This window comes from Campylobacter sp. 2018MI34 (assembly GCF_016598975.1).
GTDB lineage: Bacteria > Campylobacterota > Campylobacteria > Campylobacterales > Campylobacteraceae > Campylobacter_D.
The window spans coordinates 1-411 of the sequence record NZ_JAENKS010000209.1; the positions used below are offsets into that span (position 1 = coordinate 1).

Here is a 411-nt window from a genome sequence, read left to right on the forward strand (position 1 = left end):
GAAATAACTCTTGCTGTATTTTCAGCTACAACGCTTAAAATCACACTCATACCAAAAAGTTCATGAGCACTAAAAGTTTTTAAATCTGCTTGAATTCCAGCTCCACCACTACAATCGCTTCCTGCTATTGTTAAAACAGGAATCAAGTTACTCCCTTTTGCTCTCACCATCCCTCCTTCAAATTTTTAATTAATTTTTCACCTTCAAGACTTAATTTTTTACCCTTAAAAGCTAGTTTTCCAAAGGCAACAATTAAAGCATGGAAAATCTGATAAAGCTCATAAAGCTCATAGGTCTTATTTAAAACTTTGCACAAATTTTCCTGTTCATTTTCTATACCACTTTGAAAAAATTCTCTCAATTCTTCATAGTCTTCAAATTCATATCCTAAAAATAAAGCAAGTCTATGGG

General features: G+C 32.4%; 1 protein-coding gene and 1 pseudogene. Both read right to left on the reverse strand.

The annotated features are described in order from the left end of the window. Positions 1-167 (reverse strand): bifunctional hydroxymethylpyrimidine kinase/phosphomethylpyrimidine kinase (locus JG676_RS08475; RefSeq protein ID WP_200217966.1); only part of this gene is annotated, 167 nt, incomplete at its 3' end. Then, positions 164-411 (reverse strand): annotated as a pseudogene (locus JG676_RS08480) (endonuclease III domain-containing protein); the annotation flags it as partial. The pseudogene JG676_RS08480 and the gene JG676_RS08475, both read right to left, overlap by 4 nt.